Annotated in this window: 22 protein-coding genes; 11 read left to right on the top strand and 11 right to left on the bottom strand. The window is 69.0% G+C overall.

What is annotated here, in order from left to right; genetic code table 11:
* Window positions 1–120: 120 nt before the first annotated feature.
* Window positions 121–429 carry a hypothetical protein gene (locus tag EV138_RS31105; RefSeq protein ID WP_133983384.1) on the top strand — a complete coding sequence of 103 codons (309 nt, stop codon included), beginning with the start codon at window positions 121–123 and terminating at the stop codon, window positions 427–429.
* Between the two features lie 24 nt (window positions 430–453).
* On the opposite strand, the gene EV138_RS31100 is transcribed toward EV138_RS31105, so the two are convergent.
* Both EV138_RS31100 and EV138_RS31095 read right to left on the bottom strand, forming a co-directional pair.
* Window positions 454–1,557: a DUF3048 domain-containing protein gene (locus tag EV138_RS31100; protein WP_133983382.1), complete on the bottom strand. Its 1,104-nt coding sequence runs from the start codon at window positions 1,555–1,557 to the stop codon at window positions 454–456.
* Window positions 1,548–2,468 carry a phosphatase PAP2 family protein gene (locus EV138_RS31095; protein ID WP_133983380.1) on the bottom strand — a complete coding sequence of 307 codons (921 nt, stop codon included), beginning with the start codon at window positions 2,466–2,468 and terminating at the stop codon, window positions 1,548–1,550. The genes EV138_RS31100 and EV138_RS31095 overlap by 10 nt, the downstream gene beginning before the upstream one ends.
* Window positions 2,469–2,733: 265 nt before the next feature.
* Here EV138_RS31095 and EV138_RS31090 point away from each other — a divergent pair, with 265 nt between their 5' ends.
* From EV138_RS31090 to EV138_RS31070, 5 genes are all read left to right on the top strand, one after another.
* Window positions 2,734–3,639, top strand: a complete 906-nt coding sequence (locus EV138_RS31090; RefSeq protein WP_166678814.1) for a lysylphosphatidylglycerol synthase domain-containing protein — start codon at window positions 2,734–2,736, stop codon at window positions 3,637–3,639.
* Window positions 3,636–4,277: a glycerophosphodiester phosphodiesterase gene (locus tag EV138_RS31085; protein WP_202867014.1), complete on the top strand. Its 642-nt coding sequence runs from the start codon at window positions 3,636–3,638 to the stop codon at window positions 4,275–4,277. The genes EV138_RS31090 and EV138_RS31085 overlap by 4 nt, the downstream gene beginning before the upstream one ends.
* Window positions 4,278–4,377: 100 nt before the next feature.
* Complete coding sequence (locus EV138_RS31080; RefSeq protein ID WP_133983376.1) at window positions 4,378–4,935, top strand: hypothetical protein; 558 nt, start codon at window positions 4,378–4,380, stop codon at window positions 4,933–4,935.
* A gap of 81 nt (window positions 4,936–5,016) precedes the next feature.
* Window positions 5,017–6,366, top strand: a complete 1,350-nt coding sequence (locus EV138_RS31075) for an HAD family hydrolase (protein ID WP_133983373.1) — start codon at window positions 5,017–5,019, stop codon at window positions 6,364–6,366.
* Between the two features lie 179 nt (window positions 6,367–6,545).
* Window positions 6,546–6,974, top strand: a complete 429-nt coding sequence (locus EV138_RS31070; RefSeq protein ID WP_133983371.1) for an Hsp20/alpha crystallin family protein — start codon at window positions 6,546–6,548, stop codon at window positions 6,972–6,974.
* A 66-nt stretch (window positions 6,975–7,040) separates the two neighbouring features.
* On the opposite strand, the gene EV138_RS31065 is transcribed toward EV138_RS31070, so the two are convergent.
* The 9 genes from EV138_RS31065 to EV138_RS37505 all read right to left on the bottom strand — a co-directional run bounded on the left by EV138_RS31065 (window position 7,041) and on the right by EV138_RS37505 (window position 13,736).
* On the bottom strand, window positions 7,041–7,295 hold the full coding sequence (locus tag EV138_RS31065) for an SHOCT domain-containing protein (RefSeq protein WP_133983369.1): 255 nt from the start codon (window positions 7,293–7,295) through the stop codon (window positions 7,041–7,043).
* A 324-nt stretch (window positions 7,296–7,619) separates the two neighbouring features.
* Entirely contained in the window at window positions 7,620–8,066 is a 447-nt protein-coding gene (locus EV138_RS31060) for a pyridoxamine 5'-phosphate oxidase family protein (protein WP_238158519.1), read from the bottom strand.
* A gap of 141 nt (window positions 8,067–8,207) precedes the next feature.
* On the bottom strand, window positions 8,208–9,368 hold the full coding sequence (locus EV138_RS31055) for an ABC transporter permease (protein ID WP_133983367.1): 1,161 nt from the start codon (window positions 9,366–9,368) through the stop codon (window positions 8,208–8,210).
* Window positions 9,365–10,531 (bottom strand): ABC transporter permease, encoded by a 1,167-nt coding sequence (locus tag EV138_RS31050; RefSeq protein WP_166678813.1) that lies wholly within the window; start codon window positions 10,529–10,531, stop codon window positions 9,365–9,367. Before EV138_RS31050 ends, EV138_RS31055 begins: the two co-directional genes overlap by 4 nt.
* A gap of 2 nt (window positions 10,532–10,533) precedes the next feature.
* Window positions 10,534–11,514: an ABC transporter ATP-binding protein gene (locus tag EV138_RS31045; protein ID WP_133983363.1), complete on the bottom strand. Its 981-nt coding sequence runs from the start codon at window positions 11,512–11,514 to the stop codon at window positions 10,534–10,536.
* A gap of 7 nt (window positions 11,515–11,521) precedes the next feature.
* Window positions 11,522–12,196 (bottom strand): CBS domain-containing protein, encoded by a 675-nt coding sequence (locus tag EV138_RS31040; RefSeq protein WP_133983361.1) that lies wholly within the window; start codon window positions 12,194–12,196, stop codon window positions 11,522–11,524.
* Window positions 12,193–13,050, bottom strand: a complete 858-nt coding sequence (locus EV138_RS31035; RefSeq protein ID WP_133983359.1) for a universal stress protein — start codon at window positions 13,048–13,050, stop codon at window positions 12,193–12,195. The genes EV138_RS31040 and EV138_RS31035 overlap by 4 nt, the downstream gene beginning before the upstream one ends.
* Before the next feature lie 66 nt (window positions 13,051–13,116).
* Window positions 13,117–13,392, bottom strand: a complete 276-nt coding sequence (locus EV138_RS31030; protein ID WP_238158518.1) for a DUF1876 domain-containing protein — start codon at window positions 13,390–13,392, stop codon at window positions 13,117–13,119.
* 110 nt (window positions 13,393–13,502) lie between these two features.
* A complete protein-coding gene (locus tag EV138_RS37505; protein ID WP_166678812.1) occupies window positions 13,503–13,736 on the bottom strand; it encodes a CBS domain-containing protein in 234 nt (77 codons plus the stop codon).
* A 333-nt stretch (window positions 13,737–14,069) separates the two neighbouring features.
* Here EV138_RS37505 and EV138_RS31020 point away from each other — a divergent pair, with 333 nt between their 5' ends.
* From EV138_RS31020 to narI, 5 genes are read left to right on the top strand one after another with little or no spacing between them, the layout of a single operon-like run.
* Entirely contained in the window at window positions 14,070–15,380 is a 1,311-nt protein-coding gene (locus EV138_RS31020) for an MFS transporter (RefSeq protein ID WP_238158517.1), read from the top strand.
* Window positions 15,381–15,415: 35 nt separating this feature from the next.
* Entirely contained in the window at window positions 15,416–19,132 is a 3,717-nt protein-coding gene (locus tag EV138_RS31015) for a nitrate reductase subunit alpha (protein ID WP_133984587.1), read from the top strand.
* The gene (narH, locus tag EV138_RS31010) at window positions 19,132–20,781 is read left to right on the top strand and encodes a nitrate reductase subunit beta (protein ID WP_133983355.1); all 1,650 of its coding nucleotides are present in this window, start codon (window positions 19,132–19,134) and stop codon (window positions 20,779–20,781) included. The genes EV138_RS31015 and narH overlap by 1 nt, the downstream gene beginning before the upstream one ends.
* Window positions 20,778–21,467 carry a nitrate reductase molybdenum cofactor assembly chaperone gene (gene narJ, locus EV138_RS31005; RefSeq protein ID WP_133983353.1) on the top strand — a complete coding sequence of 230 codons (690 nt, stop codon included), beginning with the start codon at window positions 20,778–20,780 and terminating at the stop codon, window positions 21,465–21,467. The genes narH and narJ overlap by 4 nt, the downstream gene beginning before the upstream one ends.
* Window positions 21,464–22,192 carry a respiratory nitrate reductase subunit gamma gene (narI, locus tag EV138_RS31000; protein ID WP_133983351.1) on the top strand — a complete coding sequence of 243 codons (729 nt, stop codon included), beginning with the start codon at window positions 21,464–21,466 and terminating at the stop codon, window positions 22,190–22,192. Before narJ ends, narI begins: the two co-directional genes overlap by 4 nt.
* Window positions 22,193–22,201: the final 9 nt, after the last annotated feature.

The following is a 22,201-nucleotide window of genomic DNA, read 5'->3' as shown; positions in this document are numbered from 1 at the left end:
GGCACCCGCGATGTCTACCACGCCGGAACGTCATCCAGGCCCGAAGAACCTGACCGACGACTGCACCACCCGGGACCTAAGTCAGCAGTGCAACCACGGCTGGGTCGCGAACCTGAAGGTATGACCACCAGACACCGCATCTTCCTCGTCCTCGCCGTCGCCGGTCTCCTCGTCGTGACGGCCTGCGCGGCCGGTCCCAACAACGTGGCCCAGATCGATGCCCCCCGCATCGCCGGCTTCTGGCTCGGACTCTGGCACGGCGCGATCAGCCCGATCACGTTCATCGTGTCCCTCTTCACCGACGACGTGAGCATCTACGACGTGCACAACAACGGCAACTGGTACGACTCGGGCTTCATCCTCGGCGTCGCCATCGCCTTCTCCAGCGCCGGCAGAGCGGGTGCCGCCCCGCGCCGTCGTACCTCATGAGCCGGCCCTCGTTTGCGCGGGTTCTCAGCTCGCGGCCGTCTGGATGGGCATGCCTGGCAGGGCGCATTCGACCCAGGTCGTGCCGGGCGCGAGCAGCAAGGCCTTGCCGGTCGTGGTGGTGAAGGTGAAGGGCCGGTCAACGCCGGCCTTCGTCCAGTGGCCGTCGACCACCTTGCCGCCGGTGAACAGCTGGAGCGATCCGGACGCGTCGGTGAGGTCGAGGATCGTCATCGACGACTTGGCCTGGGGGAAACTCAGGTCGCGCTGGGCGTGCAGGACGATGACATTCTGCGCGGAGACCTGGTTCCCGTCCTCGAGGCGGTGCGCCGCCCACTTCTCCGCGCGCAACCAGCGGCCGGAAGCACCGTCGTACCGCCAGGTCGCCGTCGCCGAACCGCCGTACCCGACGGTCACCGACGTCGCCGTCCGCCCGCTGCTCAGCGGCGAGGAGTGGGCGACGTCCCCGGCATAGCTGAAGTACGGCGGTGGCGGGGCGACCCGATCGGTCAGCTCGAGCAGCCGGGCCGGCTGGGCGAAGACGTGGTTGGGCGCGCGGCGGGTGCGGTCGATGAAGTAGGTGCCGCTCGGGACCCGTAAGGTGCCCAGGTTCGCCAGACCGGCGACCCGGTCGATGTACTGCTGCACCCAGTGGTCGGCCATCGTGTTCGCGATGACGCCCTTTGTCGGGCTGATCAGCGGCGCATCCATCGGCCGCAGCGAGCGCACCGGGCCGACCTGCGGGGGCAACTGCGAGTGGAAGATCGCCGCGAGCCGCGTCGTAGCGCCGGTGATCGGCTCGACGAAGACGATGTCGGCGGAGCCGAGACCGCGCTGCGGATGCGCGTCCGGCGTGTTGGAGACCTTCACCGTGACGGCGGGGTGATTCAGCGCCTTCGTCACGGGCAGGCCGGTCAGAGGAGCTCGGCCGTCCATGTTCACGGCGCCGTCGCCGGCGGGGCTGCTGTCGTCGACGGGAGCCGATGCCGTCGTGGGTGGTGCGCCGGAAGGCCCTGTCGACGATCCGTCCCGGACGACGTACCAGCCGACGCCCAGGAGGACCGCGGCGATCGCCACCGCCGCCAGCCCGACCCGGGCCCGAGTGCTGGCGAAGAACTTGCTCATGCGCATGGCTGATCCCCTCGCTCCGGCACCGGACGCTTGCCGGCCGGAATCTCGTCGGTCGGGCGCTCGCTGTCCGGGCGCTCGATGTCGGGTCGCCCATTGTCCGGGCGCTCAACGGTCGGGCGCTCATTGGCCGGGCGCCCATTGTCCGGGCGCTCGCCGGACGCGCCGGTGGCCGCTGATGGCCGGTGGGCCTGGTTCTTGGCCAGCCGGGAGGCGATGAGCAGGCCGAGAAGGGCGATCACGCCGCCGACCAGGCCGTCGAAGAGGTAGTGGTTCGCGGTCAGCACGATCGAGGCGAGCATCGCCGCCGGCATCAGCCAGCCGAACAACCGCAGCAACCAGTGACCGGCCAGACCGGCGATCGCGATCCCCATCAGCAGGTTCCAGCCGAAATGCAGGCTCGGCACGGCGGCGTACTGGTTGACGAACGCCGGCGGCTGCAGAACCCGGTACGCCGAGGTCTGCTGGGTGACCGTGTCGATGAAGCCGTAACCGACCAGGAAGCGCGGCGGCGCGACCGGGAACAGCGCGAAGATCACCAGGCCGATCCCGCCGGAGATCAGCATCGCGTTGCGGAAGGTCCGGTAGGCGTCGCGATGCCGGATCAGCAGCCACAGCAGAGCGGTCAGCAGCACCGGCCAGTGTCCGTAGATGTAGAAGTAGCTGACCGCGTCGATCAGCCACGCGTGCTGACCGGCCGCGGCCTGCAGTGCGGGCTCGGCGAAGACGCCGGCGGACCGTTCGAGCGCGATCACGTTCTCGGCATTGCGGTAGGCGAGGTCGACCCGGGTCTCGATCAGCCCCCGGACACCGAAGTACAACACGATGGCGGTGGCGATCAGGGCCACCTCCCGCGCGATCTGGTAGGCGCGGTGTGGCAGCCGCGGCCCGGTCCTCCGGCTCTGCGCCGCCATCACTCACTCCCCCTTCGGATGCTCGTGATGCCACTTTCGTCCACTCACCGTCCTGTCCCCAGGGCCGGACCGCCTTCGCCTGCGGGACCAATGGCACCCCTGTGCGCCCGATTCGCGATGCCCGTCGGGCACTGGGCGTGTCGCACATCACCGCCGATCCGTGGCCGACGAGCCGCACGGCTTGGACCTGGCAGTTATGGTCTTTGCACGGCGTCCTGGGGCAGCTAGAGGTGAGCGCCGGGTATGAGCCCTGAAGGAGCCCGTTGTGCACATCAGCGACAGGCGGATCGCGCGCATCCTGCGGCTCGGTCGCACGATTGTCGCCAGCCGCGCTGTCCGGGTCGCCGCGCTGGTGGCCGCGGCCGGACTGGCCCTCTGGAACGTCGACCGCGTTCCGCATCCGACACTGCTTCCCGCGGTCATCGGCCTGATCCCGTTCGCGGTCGGCAAGTACGTTCTGTGCCCGTTGCGCTGGCACGCCGTGTCGACCAGCGGCCAGACCCGCCGATGGCACCTGCGGGCCTACGCGGAAAGCGAGATCCTCGGCCTGATCTCACCGTGGCACGCGGGCGCCGACCTGTGGCGGGTGCACCGGTTGGAGACCACCGGCGCACGACGCTCGGCTGCGGTCGCCGGGGTCGCTCTGGACCGGTTCGTCGGTGCGGTCGGACTGATCGTCGCTGTGGCCGTCTGCGGAGTGGCTCTGCCGTGGAGCGTGCTGGTCGTCGCACTCGGCCTCGCGGCCGTGGTGCTCGCCGTGGCCCTCGTCGTACGGCGGCGGCGTCCCGACCTGGCCGGTCGCTGGCCGTGGCCGTCACCGCGGGTGTTCGCGGTCGGCGTCGTGCTGTCGATCGGCTACCAGGCAACGATTCTCGGGCTGCTGATCGGTGCGATCCACGCCGTCGGCGACTCCGTGTCGGCCTTCCAGTTGGTCGCTGTGTTCGGTGCCAGTCAGATCGCCGGCGTGCTGCCCGGCGTCCATGGTGCAAGCCCACGTGAAGGTGCGCTGGTCGCAGGCCTGGCATCGATCGGGGTCTCCTGGACCGACGCCTTCGGGGCGGTGGCGCTGACTGCCTTGCTCTATTGGGTTCCCGCGGTGCTGTTCGGCGGCAGCTGCTTCTTCCTCCGCTGGCGTGGCTGGTTCACCGAACCGGCGGCGAGCTCGCCGTGACTCGGCGAATCGTGGTGGCGCACCGAGCCGGTAACGAGCTCGGCACGCTGCGATCCGCGCTCGAAGCCGGCGCGGACCTGGTCGAAGCCGATGTGCACGCCTACCGGGGGCGTCTCGAGGTACGGCATCACAAGTCGCTCGGCCCGTGGTGGTTGTGGGAGCGCGGCGAGCTGCTCCGCCGCCGGGACGCCCCGCTCCTCGAAGCTCACGAGCTGCTGGCGGCACTCGACGGCGATCACCGGTTGCTGCTCGATCTGAAGGGAATCCATCCTCGTCTTGCGGGCAGGCTGGCGACGCTGTTGCGCCACGTCATGCCGGACGCCGTGGTCACCGTGTGCACGCAACACTGGTGGATGCTCGACGCTTTTCGCGACTTGGAACACGTGCGGCTCGTGCTGTCGGCCGGCAGCCGACGCGGGTTACGCCGGTTGCGAGCCAGGCTGCGCACCCGGCCGGCGTACGGCGTGTGCGTCCACCGCCGACTGCTCACCCCGGAGATCGTCACCGAGCTGCGGCGGAGCGCGACCGTCGTCCTGACCTGGCCGGTCGACACCGAGTACGCCGTACGCGACGCCCACCGGCTCGGCGTCGACGGCCTCATCGGGAAGAACCTGCACCTGCTCGGCCCGCAAGCCTGACGTCCGAGGGACATTTTCGGGTCCTCCGACCCTGCCGCGGCTCGGTTCGCCGGCAGACGATGACTGGCGGAAGAAGTCCGGCGTCCTGACAGGAGGGCCCATGACCGAGCAACGTCCGCTGCCGAAGAAGGTCGCGCTGGCCGCGGTCGGCCGCTGTCTGGTGACCACACTCCAACTGCTGCTCCAGCGACGCATTCACCAACCGCGCGAGCACGTCGGGACGTTGCTGCGGTTCGCCGACGGAACCGAGGGCAGGGTGTACCGGGAGACTGTCATCGACCGCCCGCCCGCAGCCGATCCGTGCGTCCTCGTGGTCGCCTTCCGATTGCGTGGGGTGCGCGGTGCCGGTCACACGCTGTTCCGGTGGGAGTCGTGGTGCAACACTCCCTTGTTCGCCGGGTTCCCAGGCCTGATCTCCAAGCTGTGGCTGGCCCACGACGAGTCCGCCACCTACCGTGGCTTCTACGAATGGGACGGAGCCGAATCCGCGGAAGCCTACGCTCGCGCCCTCTGGCGCATCCTCGAACTCGTCAGTGAACCAGGCTCCATCCACTACCACGTCCTCCCCGGCATCCACCGCGACGAGGTCCTGGCCGACCCCGATCTCCTGACCCCTGCCGACGACCCTTCCTGGTGGCGCCTGGTCGGCACGCGCTGAGCGAACCCGCCTGGGACGTGGCGGTCCTTGGCAGGACTTTCGCCTCTGTGCGAGCCGGGGAGATCTCGCGACGCTCAGATCATGAGACCGTTGCGCGAATCAACGGGAGCGCCGCCGCGACTGTCCGGGCGGCCGGCGACTCGCCGTACCCCTGTGCTGATCGAGGCACTCGCCTATCTGGGTGGTGTGGTGGTGCTGGTCGGCGCGATGCTGGTCATGGCGCAGTACTGGCCCGACCTCGGAACCGTCACGCGGCTGGTCATCGTGGCCACGACCGCGCTGGCTCTCCTTGCTGCCGGCCAACTGATTCCGGCGCGAGCCGACGCTGTCACCCTGCGCCTGCGGGCGATTCTGTGGTTCCTGTCGACGGCCGCAGGCGCCGCCTTCTGGGCCTTGCTGGGTCACGAAGCGCTGCACTGGCCAACGCTGGACACCGCGTTGCTGACCGGTGTGGCCACAGCTTTGTACGCCGCCGGACTCTGGGCAGCGAAGCCGACCGCGCTCCAACAGTTCGCAACCTTCGTGGGCACCTTGATCGCGGCGGGCACCGCCGGTGCTCACCTGCACGGCGCTGCCTGGCCCGGCATCGCAATCTGGGTCGTCTCAGCGGCCTGGCTGGCAGCCGGGCGTGCTGGGCTGTTCGCCGCCAAGCGCCTGACCCAAGGGATCGCCGCCGCCGGCCTGGTGTTCGGCGCGATGTTCACGATGCCCGAGGACGCTGCGATCGTCTTCTCGCTGGTGACGACCATCGGACTCATCTGCGCCGGGGTGCTCTGGCGCGAGATCGTCGTGGTGATCGTCGGCGCGATCGGGCTGGTACAGATCCTGCCGGTCGCCGTGACCACCTGGTTCTCCGGTCGCGCCGCAGCTCCGCTCGCCTTGGTGTTCGGAGGTGGCCTGCTGGTCGTGGCGGCCGTCGTACTGGCCCGGCGCAACGCCGGCAAGCACGCCGCGGACGAGCTGTCGATCGATCCCGAGCGGTACGACGCGGTCGTCTTCGGGCTGGACTGCGTCGTCAGTGACACCGCGGCGACCCGGCGGCTGATCGAGCGGCTGGACGCCGGCCAAGTGGATCGCGCGGTGATTTCGGCCGACCGCGACTGCGCCGGGCTCCTCGAAGCCGCGGGACTCGCGGACACGTTCCAGATCCGGATCGACCGGGTCACCTGGACCGATCTGCGCCTGCCCGGCCCACCCGATCCAGCGGGCTACCTGCTCGCGGCGCGCCGCCTCGGCGTCCGGCCACGACGGACCGTCGTCGTCGAAAGCTCACCGGCAGGCATCGCCGCAAGCCGCGCCGGCGGCTTCGGCCTCACCATCGGGCTGGATCTCACCGGCCATCCGCAGGACCTCCAGGCGGCCGGCGCGACCACTGTCGTCAACAACCTCGACGATCTCCCCGTCCCCTCCGAACTCGTCAGCGTGCACTGACCGACGGTCGCTCCCGGCAGGTTCGCACCCGCCTGAGCCGCTCGGGCCCTCGCTGCGGCGACCGGCGCGGAGCGGCTCCCGCTACGGCCTTTGGTCACCGGCAGGGTGGCCGATGGGCCCTGTGGTGGGGGTGGTGGCCGAGGTGGACTGGAGGTGAGGAGAAAAGGAGGCGGTGGTCGATGACCACACTGGCAAAGCGCGAGCGCGGCACGTTCGCGGACCTGTTCGACTGGATGGAGACCGAGTTCCCCACGTTCCCGGCCTTCCGTTCGTTCACCGGTGCGCAGATGATCCGGGTCGAGGAGTTCGACCAGGACGGGCACTACGTACTGCGGGCGGAGTTGCCGGGGATCGACCCGGACAAGGACGTCGACATCTCGATCGAGGACGGCCTGTTGACCGTCAAGGCGGAACGGCGTGAGGAGAAGAAGGAGAGTGGACGCTCGGAGTTCCACTACGGCACCTTCACCCGCACGCTGCGGCTGCCGGCCGGCACAGTCGAGGACGACGTGAACGCGTCGTACCGCGACGGCATCCTGGAGATCAAGGCGCCGATCGCGCCGGAGAAGCTGCCGACGGCGAAGCACATCTCGGTCGACAAGGGCTGAGGTGACGCACGTGGCCGGGGTGGTCCGCTGGACCACCCCGGCCGCACGTCCGTGCTGCCGCCGCTGTCACGGCGTGCGCACGTCTCGGCCGCTGAGGTGGGCCTTCGCCTTGGTGTAGGTATCGGCGTCGATCTCACCGGACGCGAAGCGCCGGTCCAGGATCTCCTGCGGCGTTTCGCGACCTGGCAGGGTCGGTGCCGATCCCGTCGGCCGGTGGACGACCTGGAGCACCGCCCACACGATCACCGCCGTCAGCGCGATCCACAGCAACGGCATCACCACCATCATCCAGCCCCAGCCCCAGTCGTCGTGGTACCTCATCGTCGTCTCCCAACAGTCGATGTCTACACACCCACCGTCTGCCGCTCCGCCGCCGGCGATCAGAGGCTTAGGACTCCCCCGGCCAGACCTTCGGCCCTGATCGCGCGGGCCAGGGCCACGGCCGCCGTGAGTCCTCCGAAGCAGTGACCTTCGGCCCTGATCCGCGCCGCGGCGGAGAGCTGGAATGGAGGTAGGCGAGGGAAGTCAGGCGCAAGGGTACGGAGAAGCGGCCAACAGCCGTGCACCGTACAACTCGATCCGCAGCGGTAGCGGCGGTGGACTTCCCTCGCCACTCAGGTCGGCGGACGCGAGCCGGTCGCCGTCCTACGTACGAAGTAGGCGGCGGCCGCGCAGTAAGGCGATGCGGATCTGGATGACGTGGTCCAGGTGTCCGGCCCACGGTCGCAACGGCAGCTTCGACAGTCGGTCGAGTTCTGCCGGGTTCGTCACGACGGTTGCCTGGCCGACGGCGGTCACGCTCCAGCCGGTCTCGGTGGTTGCGTCGTACTCGTCCACCTCGAAGGCCACCACCGCTCCAGCCGCCGCGGCAGCCAACTTCGAGCCGGTCATCGCCCGGATGATCACGCAGCGATCGTCGACGACGAAGTTCACCGGCTGCACGGCCGGCAGGGCTCCCTCGGTGAACACGATGCGGCCGACCGGAACCGTGGGCAACAGCGCAAGGCACTGCTCGTCGGTGAGGATCTCCAGCCCGGCCCGGTCGAACTCAGCCTGCTCACCCACGGCGTGCGTCGCCGGCGAATCCGTCAAGGTCACCTCTTCCCACCGGTCCGCAGACCACGGACGACCCCCGGCATCAACCTGTCGGTGCCATCAAAACCGAAGTGGCCCGGTTCGGAACAGGGCCAGAGGCCCCTAGTTCTGAAGCGTGTCCGTGGTGTATGGAAGGCACTAGCTGCTCAGGCGGCGCCGGAGCAGAACGGCGGCCAGCGCGAGCATTCCGGCGGCGAAGCCGGCCAGCACGGCCAGATCCGTCGCGATGTCCGCGAGGCCGCCGGCGCGGGACAGCAAGGTGATCCAGGCGTCCACCGCCCAGGCGTGCGGTGTCGCGTGGCCGACCGTGCGCACGGTTGCCGGCACGATCTCCAGCGGCCACATGCAGCCGCCGAGCATGGCGAACGCGATCCCGACGACCGGGCCGATCGCCGACGCCTGGTCGGGTGTCTTGAAGACCGCACCACTGAGCATGCCCGCGCCGGTGCCGACCAGCGCCCAGGTCACGACCAGCGCGATCGCCGCCGGCAGATTGCCCCAGCTGACACCGAACAGCAGCGAGCCGGTGCCGATGATCAGCGCCGACTGGAGCAGTGCGAACGTCAAGTAGGACAGGGCTTCGCCGAGAACGAGGTCGCGCGCCCGGACCGGTGCCGCCAGCGCGCGACCGTAGATACCGAGCTGTCGGGTCTGCACCACCGTCGCACCACCGGCCAGCGCGTTGATGAAGACGAACAACACCAGCATGGTCGGCGCGCTGTACCCAAACCCTAGCGGCAGGTAGTCGCTCCCACTCGCGACGTTCTCCGTGCTGACCGAGATGCGTGGCGTCACCCGCTGCAAAGCAGTGGCCCTAGGCAACTGTTCGGCGACGGTGCTGTTCGTACGCCGGGCAGCGAACGCCGCCGCCTGGACCCGCTCCGCATGCCGGGCGACCGCAGCGGAGATGGCAGACCGTACTGCGCTCTGCGTCGACTCCGCCCCACCGGCGAGCACCGGGATCACCACATCGTCACCGCGCAGCAAAGCCGCTTCCAGGTTGACCGGAACGAGCACCACTGCGTCCAGTTCGCCGCGGCGCAACGCCGTACGGGCGGTCTGCTCATCGGTCTGGAGCTCGACCGGGCCGGCCGCGCCGAGATCGTCGACCAGCGAAGTGGCGAGTGCCGGCCCCGAAGCCTGGGTGGCCAGTACGCCGATCCGGAAGCCGCCCGGGTTGTGCACCACGGTGCCGATGATGGCGATCACCAGGACCGGCAACAGGACGACGAAGAACAACGCGGTCCGATCCCGCAGCATCCGGCGAAGTGAGGCGGCAGCGACGGCGAGAGCGGTCATGAGGCGGCCCTCCAACGACCGATCACACCGGCGAGCAGGCCGACCAACGCGGACATCCCGAGGATCACGAGCACGGGCAGCAGCACGGTGGTCGCGGCCGCGCCGGTGGCGAGGTCGGTGAAGCCGCGCAGGGCCCACCCGTTCGGTGTCAGCAAAGCCAGTTTGCGCAACAGCTCAGGCGCCTGGCTGATCAGGACGAAGTTCCCACCGAGCAGCAGCAACGTGAAAGTGATCATCATGGCGATCCCGTCGGCCTGCCGCTCCGTGCGCGAGACGGTGATCACCAAGGCAGTCAGGGCCACCAGCGCCGCCGACATCGCCAAGATCAACGCCGCGGCCGGGATCGGTGGACCCCACTGTGCGTCGAACGCGAGTGTCGACACCACGGCAAGGCTGGTCAGGCTCGCGACGCTGTAGGCGAAGGCCGCGAGTGATTTGCCGAGCAGGACGCCACCACGGCCGATCGGTGCGGCGCTGATCCGCTCCAGGGTTCCACCACGTTGCTCGGCGAAGAAGCTGTGAGCGGTGAAGCCGATCGCGAACAGGACGAACATGATGCCCATCGCCGGCGCGTAGTAGCTGGCTGTCGTCAGCTGCCGGTAACCCGTCGCGCGAGCCTCGACCGATTCAGGGAGCCTGAGTCCGGCCACCGCCTTGGCCAACTCGGCCGTACGACCAGCGGGTACGCCGGCCGCCAGCGCCGCATGCACCGAGAGCCTGTCGGCGTTGAGCTGCGCGACATAGGCATCCGCGACGGCCTTCGCCACCTGCGCCTCGAGGGGACTGTCAGGGCTGCCGAGCACGGTCAGGCCGATCGGTTCGTCGCCCACTGCCGCCGCGCTGAAGCCGGCGGGGACCACCAGTCCGGCACCGGCGTCGCCGTCGTCCACCAACTGGCGGGCCTGCTGCTCGGTGGCGACCGATTCGATGGTCAGGACGTCGGACAGTTCCGGGCTGGTCAAGGCCGTCCGCAGGGCGACCGCGATCTGCCCGTGGTCGTTGTCCACGAACGCGACATCGGCATGGAACGCCTCCACGGACGAGAAGGCGAAACTCATCAAGGCCGCCACCAGGACGGGCGCGACGAAGCCGAGGACGATGGCCGAGCGGTCCCGGAGGCGCTGGCGCAGATCCTTGGCGGCGATCACGAGTGCGGCGTTCACGATCACTCCCGCAGGGCGGTGCCGGTGAGGTGCAGGAACACCGCTTCCAGGTCGGGCTCGGCGACCTCGACCGACCGCACCGTCGTACCGATCCGCTCCGCGGCCTCCAGTACGGCGGGCAGCAGCCGGCGTCCCTCGACGGCCAGCAACTGGACCTGACCGTCCTTGACATCGGCCCGGTCGATTCCTTCGATGGCACGGCAACGATCGGCCAGGGCGGCGAGATCACCGGTCGCGGTCAGCTGGATGTGGTCGTGCTCGCCGAGCTGCGCGACCAGCTCGCGACGGGTGCCCTCGGCAACCAATCGGCCGTGGTCGATGATGCCGACCCGGTCGCACAGGCGCTCGGCCTCCTCCATGTAGTGCGTCGTGTAGAGCACCGCCATCCCCGCCGCGCCGAAGGATCGCACGCTCTCCATCACGGCATGCCGGCTCTGCGGGTCGACACCCACGGTCGGCTCGTCGAGGACCAGCAGGGTGGGCTCGTGCAGCAGCCCGGCGCCGATGTTCAGCCGGCGCTTCATCCCGCCCGAGAACGACTCGACCCGGTCACGGCCGCGTTCCGACAGCCCGATCAGTTCGAGGACCTTGCCGACCCGGTGGTTCAGCGCCTTGCCGTGCAGCCCGTAGAGCCGGCCGAAGAACCGCAGGTTCTCCCGCGCGGTCAGATCGGGGTACAGCGCGATCTCCTGCGGGACATAGCCGATGCAGCTCTTCGCCGCGGTCGCCGTCGTACTGACCGGTTGTCCCGCGATCAGGGTCTGGCCTGCGTCCGGGCGGAGCAGTCCGCAGATCAGCCGGATGGTGGTCGTCTTGCCTGCGCCGTTCGGCCCGAGCAGTCCGTAGGTCTCCCCCGCCGCCACGGCGAAGCTGACGTCGTCGACCGCTACTCGTTCGCCGAACCTCTTCCCCAGGTGCGATGCGACCAGCACCTGGGCAGCGGTCTGCTCGAGGTGGGCAGGAACGGTCTCGACGCTGTACATGATGCCTTCAATTCCGGGTCGTGACGGTGTCGTCGAACGCCCAGGTCAGGTTGTTGCGGACATCGACCACGCCGTCCACCTCGCGGGTCAGCTTCTCGGCGATCGGCACCAGGCTCCGGTTGTCGAGCTCACCGGCCAGCGTCACGACACCGTCGCTCACCGACACCTCCACACCGAACGGGTCGTCCCACAGCGCGTGCTGGAGCACGTCCAGCCGGACCCGCCGGAGGATCTCGCGGTCGGTGGCGACATAGGCGCTCAGCAGGTCCGACCGCGTCACGATGCCGTCCAGGAAGTAGCCGTCGGCATCGGTCACGACCAGCCGGGTGATGTCCCGGGCAGCCATCAGCCGGGCTGCCTCGTCGATGGTCGAATCCCGCACCACGGTGACCGCCGGACGGGTCATCAACTCCCCCGCCGTCACCGCGGCCGCCTTCGCCCGGCGCCGGCGCTGCCACCAGCGCGACACCCAGGGCGCCTCCGCTGCCCGCTGGAACTCCTCTTTGCGCAGCAGGTCCGTCTCCGACACCACGCCCACCACGGTGCCGGCGCTGCCGATCACCGGTACGGCGCTGATGTGGTGCTCGGCCAGTGTTTCGGCCACCACCTTGAATCCCGCGTGCTCGGGCACCGTGACGACATCGGTCGTCATGACGTCCGCGACGGTCAGCCGGTGTCTCATCGCTGCTCCCTCGGGGGACGGACGACGGCGATGGGGCAGTTCGCGTGGTGCAGCAGGTTCTGGCTGACAGAGCCGAGCAGCAGACCCCTGACTCCACCACGGCCTCGCGAGCCGACGACGACCATCGAGCAGCCGCTGCTCCGTTCGGCCAGTACGGCGGCCGCCCGGCCGGCGACGACCTCGGCCCGCACCCGCACGCCGGGGAACTTGTCGCGGTACGGCGCCAGGCTCTCGGCGAGCCAGTCCTTCAGCAACTCCTCGGCGTCGTCGATCGACACCTCGTTGCGGCCCAAGGGCTGCCAGCAGTAGACGACCTGCAGGTCGCTGCGGGTCCGCTGCGCCTCCTCGAAACCGAACTGGACGGCAGCGTCGGAGTCTTCGGAACCGTCCGTGCCGACCAGGATCGGACCGTCCGCCGGCGTACCGCGGACCACGACGACCGGGCACGGCGCCTTCGCCGTCACCGCGGTCGCGACCGAACCCAGCACGGCCGCACCGAGCTTGGTGCTGACCCTCGACCCGAGCACGACCAGCTCCGCTTCCGGTGCCTCGGTCAGGATCGCGTCCGCCGCCGGATAGTTGGCCAGCCAGCCGGAGCCGTTCTGGTAGCCGAGCCGGTCCCGGACGATGTCGACGTCGGCGTCGAGCTCGGCCTGGTAGCGGTCCGCCTGCGACTGGGGGATGAAGCCCTCGGCCCCGATCGCCGGCCACTGGGCCACCTGGTCCAGGTAGGCCCGGACGATCCGTACGGCGGTGCCGCGCGCGGCGGCCGCCTGGATCGCCCAGCGCAGCGCGAGCTGGCTCTCCGGCGTCCCGTCGACCCCGACGAGGATGAACTCGGGTGCACTCTTCATGATCAGTCCTTCAGTCAGTCGGGAAACTCAGGTGATTTCCTGGTCGTGACTCGACCGGCCGGCGCCTCAGTGCGCTGCCGAGCCGAAGCGTTTGGCGACGTCCTCGAGATCGCCGGCGACCGCGTGGACGAGCTGGTGGGACAGGTCGGACAGCGCGCGGGCCACGGCCAGCTCGTCGCCGATCTCGGCCACCTGGTCGTCGGTGGGGTTGCGGTGTGCATCGCCCTGTCCGAGCAGGTGGGTCCGGTCGTTGGTGTGCAGTCGGGCCTCCGCGTGGGTCAGCCCGCTCTCCTCGTGCTCGTCGATGTAGATCTCGACGCTCCAGCGGCGCATCGTCGTCATCGGTCCGGCCCTCTCCTGGTCTCGACTTCTCAGCACTGCCAGATTGCCCCGGCGGGCGGCACCCTGAGCAGAGTCCTAGGTCCCGCTTCGCAGGGCACTTTGGGCGCCCGTCAGCCGAGGTAGTGGCCGCCGGGCAGCTGCGGCGATCGCGCGCGTTCGAGTGTCAGGACCGCCAGATCAGCCATCGTCAGGAACCCGACCAGTCGGCCGTTCCCGTCCACGACCGGCACGACCTCCAGGTCCAGCGCGGCCATCCGGCGGGCCACCTCGTCCAGCGGGGTCTCCCGCCGTACTGCGATCAGGTCTGTGTGCATCACGTCCCCAGCCGTCTCCGGCTCGATCATCGCGTCCTCCGTCTCGACGGACCGGCCATCGGAGTCCGGTCGAATTCCACGATCCGGACCGTCGGCGTACGGCGACAGGGACGTCGTACTCCGATCGGTGGGACTTTCGGCCAGGACGTGCCGGCGAGGACCGGAACCGCATCGACAGCGGCCCGGCATCATCGAACGACGCTTGCTACTGGCAACTTTCTCCGGCCGACCGGACCCCGGTGAAGGGGCGAGTGGGCCACCCGGACGGGACCTTTGGCCCTCTCGGTCGGGCTGGCGGATCGGCTGTACTCGGAGGCACGTGCGCCGACCGGTGCCTGAGCCAGCTCCGAAAGGTGCGACGACATGAGTACCTCCATTGCCAACGACCCGGCGAGGGGCCATGGTGGGGAAGGTGACCCCGGCGACGAGGGCAAGGCGATGACGGCTCCGTCCGCGTCGGAGCCGCGGGCTCGCGCGGTCACCCGCTCGCCCTGGCTGATGCTCGCGATGGCGACGATCGGCTTCGCGGTCAACTTCTGGGCCTGGGCGCTGATCAGCCCGCTCGGCCCACTCTTCCGGACCACCGGCTCCCTCGGCGCTCTGACGGAGTCCGACGTGGCCCTGATGGTCGCGGTACCGGTGGTCGTGGGCTCGCTCGGCCGCATCGTCGTCGGCGGGCTGACCGACCGGTACGGCGGCCGCGTCATGTTCCCGATCATCTCGGGTGTCACCATCCTGCCGATCCTGTTCATCGCGTTCGTCGCCCTCGACTCCTACGCGCTGCTCCTGGTCGGTGGCTTCTTCCTCGGCATCGCCGGTACCGCGTTCGCCGTCGGTGTCCCGTTCGTCAACGCGTGGTTCCCACCCGACAAGCGTGGTCTGGCCATCGGCGTCTTCGGAGCCGGCATGGGCGGTACCGCGATCAGCGCGCTGACCACCGTCAAGCTCACCGACCACCTGGGTGCCAAGTCACCCTTCCTCATCACCGCCGCCGTACTGGCCTGCTACGCCGTTGCGGCTTGGCTGGTCCTGCGGGACGCTCCCGGCAGGGTCGTCCCCACCACCTCACTGGCGTCGCGGATCTCGGTCAACGCGCGGCTCGCGATCACCTGGCAGGCGTGCGTCCTCTACGCGGTGGCCTTCGGCGGGTACGTCGCCTTCTCGGTGTACCTCCCGGCGTACCTCAAGACCGCGCACCACCTCACCGCGGCCGACGCGGCCAACCGGATGGCCGGCTTCGTCCTCGTCGCCGTCATCATGCGACCGGTCGGGGGCTGGCTCGCCGACAAGGTCGGCGCGATCCCGGTACTGGCGACCGGCTTCGGTGTCGTCGTGGTCTGCGCGGGCATCTCGGCCGGTACGCCGCCACTGCACGGCATCGGAACGCTCGCCTTCCTCGCCATGGCGGCCGCACTCGGCTCCGGCAGCGGTGCGACGTTCGCCCTCATCGCCAAGGTCACCGAGCCGTCCCGGGTGGGCGGGGTCACCGGCCTGGTCGGTGCCGCCGGCGGACTGGGTGGCTTCGTCCCGCCGTTGATCATGGGCTACGTCTACGGTCGCACGGACTCCTACGCCATCGGCTTGTGGCTGCTCTCCGGTACGGCGGCCCTCGCGCTCCTGCTCACCCTCACGATCGTCCGCCGAACCGCCACCAAGGGACAGGAACCTCGTTGACCGACTCGCAGCCCAAGCCCACGTCCGACCCAGGGATGGACGGTTCGTTCACCGAAGCCCTCGTCCGCACCGGGAGGTTCTTCACCCGGGGCACCGTCTCGGACGACCTGCGAACCATCACCAAGGCCGGCGGACGCGAGGCGGACGACTTCTACCGCGACCGCTGGAGCCACGACAAGGTCGTCCGGTCCACCCACGGGGTGAACTGCACCGGCTCGTGCTCGTGGAAGGTCTACGTCAAGGACGGGATCATCACCTGGGAGACCCAGCAGACCGACTACCCCTCTGTCGGCCCGGACTCGCCGGAGTACGAGCCACGCGGCTGTCCACGCGGCGCGGCCTTCTCCTGGTACACCTACTCGCCCACCCGGGTGCGCTACCCCTACGTGCGCGGTGTCCTGCTCCAGATGTTCCGCGAGGCCAAGGCGCAGTACGGCGGCGATCCGGTCCGGGCGTGGGAGCACATCGTCGAGAATCCCTTGCGGGCCAAGGCCTACAAGTCCGCTCGCGGCAAGGGCGGTCTGGTCCGGGCGAGCTGGGACGAGGCGAGCGAGATCGTGGCCGCCGCGCACGTTCACACGATCAAGAAGTACGGCCCCGACCGGGTGGCCGGCTTCTCGCCCATCCCCGCGATGTCGATGGTTTCGCACGCGTCCGGTGCCCGCTTCGTCAATCTCATCGGCGGCTCGATGCTGAGCTTCTACGATTGGTACGCCGATCTGCCGGTGGCCTCGCCACAGGTCTTCGGTGACCAGACCGACGTTCCCGAGTCCGGCGACTGGTGGAACGCCGGCTACCTGATCATGTGGGGCTCCAACCTCCCGGTCACCCGGACTCCGGACGCGCACTGGATGACCGAGGCGCGGTACCGCGGCCAGAAGGTCGTCGCCGTCGCTCCCGACTACGCCGACAACGTCAAGTTCGCCGACGAGTGGTTGCCCGCGAAGCCCGGTACCGATGCGGCTCTCGCGATGGCGATGGGTCACGTCGTACTGCGGGAGTTCTTCGTCGACCGGGAGACGCCCTACTTCACCGGGTACGTGAAGACCTACACCGATCTGCCCTATCTGGTCCGGTTGGAGGAGAGCGCCGACGGCGAGTACACCGCGGGCAAGTTCCTCACCGCCGCCGACCTGGCGGACCACTCCGGCGACGAGAACGCGGCCTTCAAAACGGTGCTCCTCGACTCGCGCAGCGGCGCGCCCGTCGTCCCGAACGGCTCTCTGGGACACCGGTACGGCGAGGCCGGCGTCGGCAAGTGGAACCTCGAGCTCGGTGACGTCGACCCGGCGCTGTCCCTCCTCGCCACCGCGACCGAGTCGGTCGTCGTCCGGATGCCACGTTTCGACACTCCCGACGGTGCTGCCGCCGACCTACCCCGAGGTGTGCCCGTGCAGCGCGTGGAGGGCCACCTGGTCACCACCGTCTTCGACCTCCTTCTCGCCCAGTACGGCGTCGGCCGATCGCAGCACGGCAGCGCACTCCCCGGCACCTGGCCGACCGGGAAGAACAAGGGGTACGACGACGCGTCGTCGCCGTACACACCCGCTTGGCAGGAAGCCATCACGGGCGTGCCGGCCGCCACGGCCGCCCGGATCGGGCGCGAGTTCGCCCGGAACGCCGAGGAGTCCAAGGGCCGGTCGATGATCGTCATGGGCGCCGGCACCAACCACTGGTTCCACTCCGACACGATCTACCGCGCCTTCCTCACGCTCACCAATCTCACCGGCTGCCAAGGGGTCAACGGGGGCGGCTGGGCGCACTACGTCGGCCAGGAGAAGGTCCGCCCGATCACCGGCTACACGCAGATCGCCAACGCGCTCGACTGGAACCGCCCACCACGCAACATGATCCAGACCGCGTACTGGTACCTGCACACCAACCAGTTCCGCTACGACCAGTTCGGTGCCGACACGCTCTCGGCCACCACCGGCAAGGGCCGGCTCGCGGGCCGGTCGACGGCCGACGTGATCGCGCAGAGCGCCCGGATGGGCTGGATGCCGTCGTACCCGACCTTCGACCGCAATCCGCTCGACCTCAGCGACGACGCGGCGGCCGCGGGACAGCCGGTGGGCGAGTACGTCGTCCAGCAGCTCAAGGCCGGCGAGCTCGGCTTCGCCGGCGAGGATCCCGATGCCCCCGGCAACTATCCGCGGATCCTGTCGATCTGGCGGGCCAACCTGCTCGGCTCGTCGGGCAAGGGCAACGAGTACTTCCTCAAGCACCTGCTCGGCACCGACTCCTCGCTCCGCGCCGCCGAGACACCGGAGGAACTGCGGCCCGTCGACGTCACCTGGCGCGACCATGCGCCGGAGGGCAAGCTCGACCTGCTGATGACGATCGACTTCCGGCAGACCAGTACGACGATCTTCTCCGACGTCGTCCTGCCGGCCGCCACCTGGTACGAGAAGCATGACCTCAGCACCACCGACATGCACCCGTTCGTGCACTCCTTCAATCCCGCCATCGCGCCTCCCTGGCAGACCCGGACCGACTGGGACGCGTGGCAGACCATCGCGGAGAAGTTCAGCAAGCTCGCGGTGACCCACCTCGGCGTACGCAAGGACGTCGTCGCGGTGCCGCTCACGCACGACACCCCGGACGCGATGGCCAACCCGCACGGCGTCGTCCGCGACTGGAAGAAGGGCGAGTGCGAGCCGATCCCCGGCGTCACCATGCCCAAGCTCGTCGAGGTCGAGCGTGACTACGGCGCGATCGCCGACAAGCTGAACGCGCTCGGTCCACTGGTCGACACCCTCGGCGCGACCACCAAGGGCGTCACCTTCGACCTGACCAAGCCGGTCGACTACCTCAGGGCCAAGAACGGCGCCGTCCGGGGCGGCGTCGCCGACGGCCGACCGTCCCTGCAGAAGGATGTCCACGTCTGCGAAGCGATCCTGGCGCTGTCCGGGACCACGAACGGACACCTGGCGACGCAGGGATTCAAGACCCTGGAGAAGCGCACCGGCGTACGGCTCGCCGACCTCGCCGAGGAACACCAGGGCAAGCAGATCACCTTCGCCGACACCCAGGGTCCGCCCGTTCCGGTGATCACCTCGCCGGAGTGGTCGGGCTCCGAGACCGGCGGCCGGCGCTACTCGCCCTTCACCGTCAACGTGGAGCGGAAGAAGCCCTGGCACACGCTGACCGGGCGGATGCACTTCTACCTCGACCACGACTGGATGACCGAACTCGGCGAAGGACTGCCCGTCTACCGGCCACCGCTCAACCTCGCGGCCCTCTTCGCGGAGCCCGCTCTCGGCAGCGTGTCCGACGGGTCGGCGGGTCAGGTCGAGGGGCTGACCGTGCGGTACCTGACCCCGCACAACAAATGGTCGATCCACTCCGAGTACCAGGACAACCTCTTCATGCTCTCGCTGTCGCGCGGCGGGCAGAACATCTGGATGAGCGACCGGGACGCGGCCAAGGTCGGGATCGAGGACAACGACTGGATCGAGGCGGTCAACCGCAACGGCGTCGTGGTCGCCCGGGCGATCGTCTCGCACCGGATGCCGGAAGGAACGGTGTACATGTACCACGCGCAGGACCGGCTGATCGACGTACCGCTGGCGGAGACGTCCGGCAAACGCGGCGGCATCCACAACTCGCTGACCCGCCTGCTGGTGAAGCCGTCCCACCTGATCGGCGCCTACGCCCAGCTGACCTTTGCCTTCAACTACCTCGGCCCCACCGGCAACCAGCGCGACGAGGTCACCATCATCCGCAAGCGCAGCCAGGAGGTGACCTACTGATGAAGGTCATGGCACAGATGGCGATGGTGATGAACCTCGACAAGTGCATCGGCTGCCACACCTGCTCGGTCACCTGCAAGCAGGCGTGGACCAACCGATCGGGCACGGAGTACGTCTGGTTCAACAACGTCGAGACCAGGCCCGGGCTCGGCTACCCGCGAACGTACGAGGACCAGGAGAAGTGGCAGGGCGGCTGGGAGCTCACCAAGCGCGGCCGGATGAAACTCAAGGGCGGTGGCCGCCTGAAGAACCTGATGACGATCTTCTCCAACCCCAAGCTGCCGTCGATCAACGAGTACTACGAGCCGTGGACCTACGACTACTCCACCCTCACCGACGCGCCCGCGCAGGAACACACTCCGGTGGCCCGGCCCAAGTCGCTGATCAGTGGCCAGGACATGAAGATCGAGTGGTCGGCCAACTGGGACGACGACCTGGGTGGCTCGACCGCCACCGCGCACCGCGACCCGATGCTCGCGAAGATCGCCGACAAGGTGAAGTTCGAGTTCGAGCAGACCTTCATGTTCTACCTGCCGCGGATCTGCGAGCACTGTCTCAACCCGTCGTGCGCGGCGTCGTGTCCCAGCGGCGCGATCTACAAGCGCGCGGAGGACGGAATCGTCCTGGTCGATCAGGACAGGTGCCGCGGCTGGCGCAAGTGCGTCTCGGGCTGCCCGTACAAGAAGGTGTACTTCAACCACCGCACCGGGAAGGCCGAGAAGTGCACGTTCTGCTTCCCGCGCATCGAGGTCGGGCTGCCGACCGTCTGCGCGGAGACCTGCGTGGGCCGGCTGCGCTACATCGGCCTGATGCTGTACGACGCCGACAAGGTGCTCGAGGCGGCCTCCACCACTGATGACCAGGGTCTCTACGAAGCCCAGCGCGACGTCTTCCTCGACCCGTCCGACCCCGAGGTGATCCGCGAGGCGGAGAAGGCCGGGATCGCCCGCGACTGGATCGATGCCGCTCAACGCTCCCCCGTCTACGCGCTGATCAACACCTACAAGGTCGCGCTGCCGCTGCATCCGGAGTACCGGACGATGCCCATGGTCTGGTACATCCCACCGCTGTCCCCCGTCGTCGAGGTCGTCGCGGAGACCGGTGAGGACGCCGAGAACAAAGGCAACCTCTTCGCCGCGATCGACGCGCTGCGGATCCCCGTCGAGTACCTCGCCGAGTTGTTCACCGCCGGCGACGTCGGACCGGTCGACGCCGTACTGCGGAAGCTCGCGGCGATGCGCTGCTACATGCGCGACATCAACCTCGGTCGCGACCCGGACGCCTCGATCCCGGCCGCCGTCGGGATGAGCGAGGAGGACATGTACGACATGTACCGCCTGCTCGCGATCGCGAAGTACGACGAGCGCTACGTGATCCCGCCCGCTCACGCCGAGCAGGCCCACTCGCTGGAGGAGCTGTCCACGGAGTGCTCGGTCTCGGAGTACGGCGGTGGTCAGCACGACCTGTTCGGTGAAGGCTCCGGAGTGCCGACGCCGATCGCGGTCGAGAACTTCCAGATGCTGCAGGACCGGCAGACCTCGGACTCACTGAGCGGCCCCGAGAACAAGGCGGGTCGCGTCAACCTGCTGAACTGGGACGGCAAAGGATCGCCACCCGGGATGTTCCCGCCGAAGGACGCCGACTCGTGACCGGCCGACGCCCCAAGCCGGTGCTGCCGCCCGGCCAACTCACCATCGCGTGGCAGTCGGTCTCACTGCTCCTCGACTACCCCGACGAGGATCTGCTCGCCCGCACGGACCTGCTCCGCTCGGCCTCGCGCGAACTGCCGACCACCGTCGGGGATTCTGTTCGGTCCTTCCTCGACCACCTCGAAGCAACGCCGTTGCCAGAGCTTCAGGCCGACTACGTCGAGACCTTCGACAGCAGGCGTCGTTGCAACCTGTTCCTGACCTACTTCGCCCACGGCGACACCCGCAAGCGCGGAATGGCGCTGCTGCGCTTCAAGCAGACCTATCTGCGCGCGGGTTTCGAGCCCGGCGAAGCCGAACTGCCCGACCACCTCTGCGTAGTACTGGAGTTCGCCGCCACCATCGACCAGAAACTCGGCCGCGACCTGATGCTCGACCATCGCGCCGGACTCGAGTTGCTGAGGCTGTCCCTGCGCGACAAGCGCTCGCCGTGGGCGCATCTCGTCGACGCGGTCACTGCCACCCTGCCCGCACTACGCGGAGACGAGCGAGACGCCGTACGCCGGCTTGCTGCCGAAGGACCTCCCGAGGAGGAGGTCGGACTCGCGCCCTTCGCGAGCCCGACGTTCAGCCCCGGCGCTTCCACTCTGCTGCCGATGCCGACGTTCCCGGGAGCCCGCACATGAGCGAGTTCCTCTTCGTCGTCGTCCCGTACCTCTGCCTTGCGACCTTCGTGGTCGGACACCTGTGGCGCTACCGCTACGACAAGTTCGGCTGGACCACCCGCTCGTCCCAGCTCTACGAGAACCGGCTGCTGCGGATCGGCAGCCCGCTGTTCCACTTCGGCCTGCTCGGCGTCGTCGGCGGCCACATCATCGGCCTGCTGGTACCGGAGTCGTGGACGGACGCGGTCGGCATCAGCGAGCGCACGTACCACGTGGTCGCCGTGATCGGTGGCCTGCTCGCGGGCCTGATGACGGTGGCCGGCATGGCGATCCTGATCTACCGCCGCCGCACGGTCGGCCCTGTTTTCTCGGCCACAACCGTTATGGACAAGGTGATGTACGCCTTCCTGGCCGTCGTGATCGTGCTCGGCATGTGGAACACCATCGCCGGGTCGATCCTGACCATCGGCGGCGAGTACGACTACCGCGAAGGCGTCTCGGTCTGGTACCGCTCGTTCCTCGCCTTCAACCCCGACGCCGCCTTGATGGCCGACGCCCCACTGGGATTCCAGCTCCACGCCCTCGTAGCCTTCGGCCTGTTCGCCCTGTGGCCTTTCACCCGCCTGGTCCACGTCTTCAGCGCCCCGCTGGGCTACCTGACCCGCCCCTACATCGTCTACCGCAGCCGCGACGACACCCGCCTCGGCAGCCACCGCCCCCGCCGCGGCTGGGACCGCACCGGCTGAGTTGAGCGC

Source organism: Kribbella voronezhensis (genome assembly GCF_004365175.1).
GTDB lineage: Bacteria > Actinomycetota > Actinomycetes > Propionibacteriales > Kribbellaceae > Kribbella > Kribbella voronezhensis.
Note: the sequence above shows the minus strand (reverse complement) of the source record. Positions and strands in the feature narration are given on the sequence as shown.